Annotated in this window: 5 protein-coding genes; all 5 read right to left on the bottom strand. The window is 70.0% G+C overall.

Going from position 1 to position 2,790, the window contains the following annotated elements; translation table 11 throughout:
• Positions 1-571: CoA-binding protein (locus P409_RS31100; protein ID WP_034847585.1), on the bottom strand; the 571-nt coding region annotated here is incomplete at its 3' end.
• A 303-nt stretch (positions 572-874) separates the two neighbouring features.
• Entirely contained in the window at positions 875-1,039 is a 165-nt protein-coding gene (locus P409_RS31095; RefSeq protein ID WP_081991991.1) for a transcriptional regulator, read from the bottom strand.
• A gap of 1 nt (position 1,040) precedes the next feature.
• Complete coding sequence (locus tag P409_RS31090; protein WP_034847583.1) at positions 1,041-1,544, bottom strand: O-acetyl-ADP-ribose deacetylase; 504 nt, start codon at positions 1,542-1,544, stop codon at positions 1,041-1,043.
• Positions 1,545-1,572: 28 nt separating this feature from the next.
• Positions 1,573-2,121, bottom strand: a complete 549-nt coding sequence (gene ppa / locus P409_RS31085; RefSeq protein WP_034847582.1) for an inorganic diphosphatase — start codon at positions 2,119-2,121, stop codon at positions 1,573-1,575.
• Positions 2,122-2,272: 151 nt separating this feature from the next.
• A partial coding sequence (locus P409_RS31080; RefSeq protein WP_034847581.1) for a LysR substrate-binding domain-containing protein occupies positions 2,273-2,790 on the bottom strand: 518 nt, incomplete at its 5' end.

The following is a 2,790-nucleotide window of genomic DNA, read 5'->3' as shown; positions in this document are numbered from 1 at the left end:
CGGCCTTGCCGCCCAGCGAGACGACGTGGCTGAAGCCGATGCCGCGCCGCGTCGCCCGGTCCAGCACCGCCGCGGCGACGGTGCCGGACTGGCTGACGAAGGCGAGGTCGCCGGGGATCGGCACGACATGCCCCAGGCTGGCGTTGACGCCGTGATGCGGCACCATCAGGCCGAAGCCGTCGGGGCCGAGGATGCGCAGCAGATGCGGCCGCGCCGCGTCCAGCATCGCCTGGCGCAGCCGGGCGCTCTCCGTCCCCTTCACCGCCGGCGGGCGGTCGGTGCCGACGATGGCGACGGCGCGGGTGCCGCGTCCGCCCAGCTCGGCGATCAGCCCCGGCAACGTCTCCGGCGGCGCCGCGATCACCGCCAGGTCCGGCGCCATCGGCAGGGCGGAGACGGAGGGGTAGGCGAGGGCGCTGCCGACCGAGCGGGCGCCCCGGGTGACCGGCATCACCGGGCCGTGGAAGCCGCCGGCGAACAGGTTGCGGGCCAGCACGGCGCCGACCGGGCCGTCGGCGATCAGGGCGATCGAGGCCGGCCGGAACAGGGCGTCAAGGTTTCGCACCGACATCGCAGGCTCCCGCCGGACACCATCGCTCCAGGGTGGCGGACGGGAGCCATCGGCTCAAGCGGGGATGTTCGGCGATCGACGGACGGGAGCGATCGCGGCACATGAGCTTGTAGCCTTGGCCCAATACCGTCATTGCGAGCGCAGCGAAGCAATCCATGCGGCAGCACGAGCGGACCGATGGATTGCTTCGTCGGCTTCGCCTCCTCGCAATGACGGTGAGGAATGGCGTTGTGAGGTCCTACGAGCGGGAGAGGCGATCAGCGAACGCCCAAGCGAATCTCTAAATACAGGCCAGCAACTGGATCAGCCGTGGCACTCCGGCGGCTTCGCGTCCTCTCCGGCCTCGAGCTTCTTCAGCCAGATGTCGGCTTCTTCGGCGGTCACGTGCAGACCGTCGGCCTGATAGGCCGCCCAGGCAGCTTGCGCATCCCGGCGAAAGCGGTCCTGTTTCTCGCGCTCAGTGGTCACGTCAAGTACCTCCCAGCACCGCCCGATACCGCCCGGCCATCGCCTCGTCGAAGCAGCAGAAGATCACCCGCTGCACCACCGGCACCTGCGGCAGCATCTCCCGCACCGTGGCGACGGCGATGCCGGCGGCGCGGTCGGGCGGGAAGCGGTAGACGCCGGCGCTGATGGCTGGAAAGGCGATGCTGGTGCAGGCGTTGTCCCGGGCCAGGCGCAGCGCGGCGCGGTAGCAGCCCGCCAGGAGGGCGTCCTCGCCGTGATCGCCACCCTGCCAGACCGGGCCGACGCAATGGATCACGTGCCGTGCCGGCAGCCGATAACCTTTGGTGATGCGAGCCTCGCCGGTCGGGCAGCGGCCCAGTGTCCGGCATTCGACGAGAAGTTCAGGCCCCGCGGCGCGGTGGATGGCGCCGTCGACGCCACCCCCGCCCGACAGGGCAGAATTCGCCGCGTTGACGATCGCGTCGACCGGCAGCCGGGTGATGTCCCCGACCGCGATCTCCAGCATTGCCGTCACCGCGCGGCGTCCATCGGGGTTATTCCGCGGCGTTCTTCTTGTCGGCCTTGGCGCGCTCGATGCCGTCGACGATCATCTCCGCCGCCTTCTGCGGGCCGTCCCAGCCGAGGATCCGGACCCACTTGCCCTTCTCCAGGTCCTTGTAATGGGCGAAGAAGTGGGCGATCTGGTCGCGCAGGATCTCCTGCAGGTCCTCGTAGCTCTGCACCTTGTTGTAGTAGGGGTGCAGCTTCGACACCGGCACCGCCAGGATCTTCTCGTCCTGGCCGGCCTCGTCCTCCATCAGCAGCACGCCGACCGGGCGGGCACGCAGCACGGCGCCGGGCATCACCGGCTCGCGGCCGACGACGATGACGTCGACCGGGTCGCCGTCGCCCGACAGGGTGTGCGGGACGAAGCCGTAATTGCCCGGATAGGCCATCGCCGTGTGCAGGAAGCGGTCGACGAACATCGCGCCCGATTCCTTGTCGAGCTCGTACTTCACCGGCACCCCGCCCATGGGGTTCTCGATGATGACGTTGACGTCGAAGGGCGGGTTCACCCCGACCGCGATCTTGCTGATATCCATGTCGGCCCTGGTCTGTGATCTTCGAGGGTTCCGGGCGCGGACCATAATGCGGAGCGAGCCCGACGGCTAGTGCCGAGCCATTCCCTCCCCGCGACTCGCCCCGTCGTTTTTGTGCGGTGCAGCAGCGATCTTACGCCGAAGCGCCGCCGCATCAAGGCCGCGCGGCCATTTCCCCGCGCTCTTCCAGCCAGGTGCAGAAGGCCTCGGCGACGGGATCGCCGGCCTGCGACTCCGGCCGGTAGGCATGATAGGCCCGGCTCGGCAGGCTGACATCCGGAAAGGGCGTGACCAGGCGCCCCGCCGCGACATCGGCGGCGATCAGCGCCGAAGGCCCCATAGCCACGCCCAGGCCGTCCAGCGCCGCCTGCAGCGTCAGGTAGAAGTGATCGAAGGTCAGCGACGCCGCCGGCTCCAGCCCGGGAGCCCCTGCCGCCGCGAGCCAGTCGGCCCAGATCCTGGGCAGGCTGGAGGCGTGCAGCAGCGTGTGGTGCCGCAGATCCGAAACCTCGACGAGTGGCAGCCGGTCCAGCAGGGCCGGGCTGCAGGCCGGCAGGCGCCGCTCGGTCAGGAACTGCCGCGCGGCGAAGCCGTAGAAGGTGTCGGGCCCGCCGCGGATCACCACGTCATAGGGCTCGTGCAGGGCGTCGACCGGCTCGTTCGAGGTGGTGA

Origin of the sequence: Inquilinus limosus MP06 (assembly GCF_000767795.1) — a bacterium.
In the GTDB taxonomy this organism is placed as follows: Bacteria; Pseudomonadota; Alphaproteobacteria; order DSM-16000; family Inquilinaceae; genus Inquilinus; species Inquilinus limosus_E.
The sequence above is the reverse complement of the archived record's forward strand: the minus strand, read 5'-3'. Positions and strand labels throughout refer to the sequence as shown.

Coding starts and splice junctions, on each gene's coding strand:
- P409_RS31090 (WP_034847583.1), bottom strand. CDS start 1,544: ATGCTGGAGATCGCGGTCGGGGACATCACCCGGCTGCCGGTCGACGCG.
- ppa (WP_034847582.1), bottom strand. CDS start 2,121: ATGGATATCAGCAAGATCGCGGTCGGGGTGAACCCGCCCTTCGACGTC.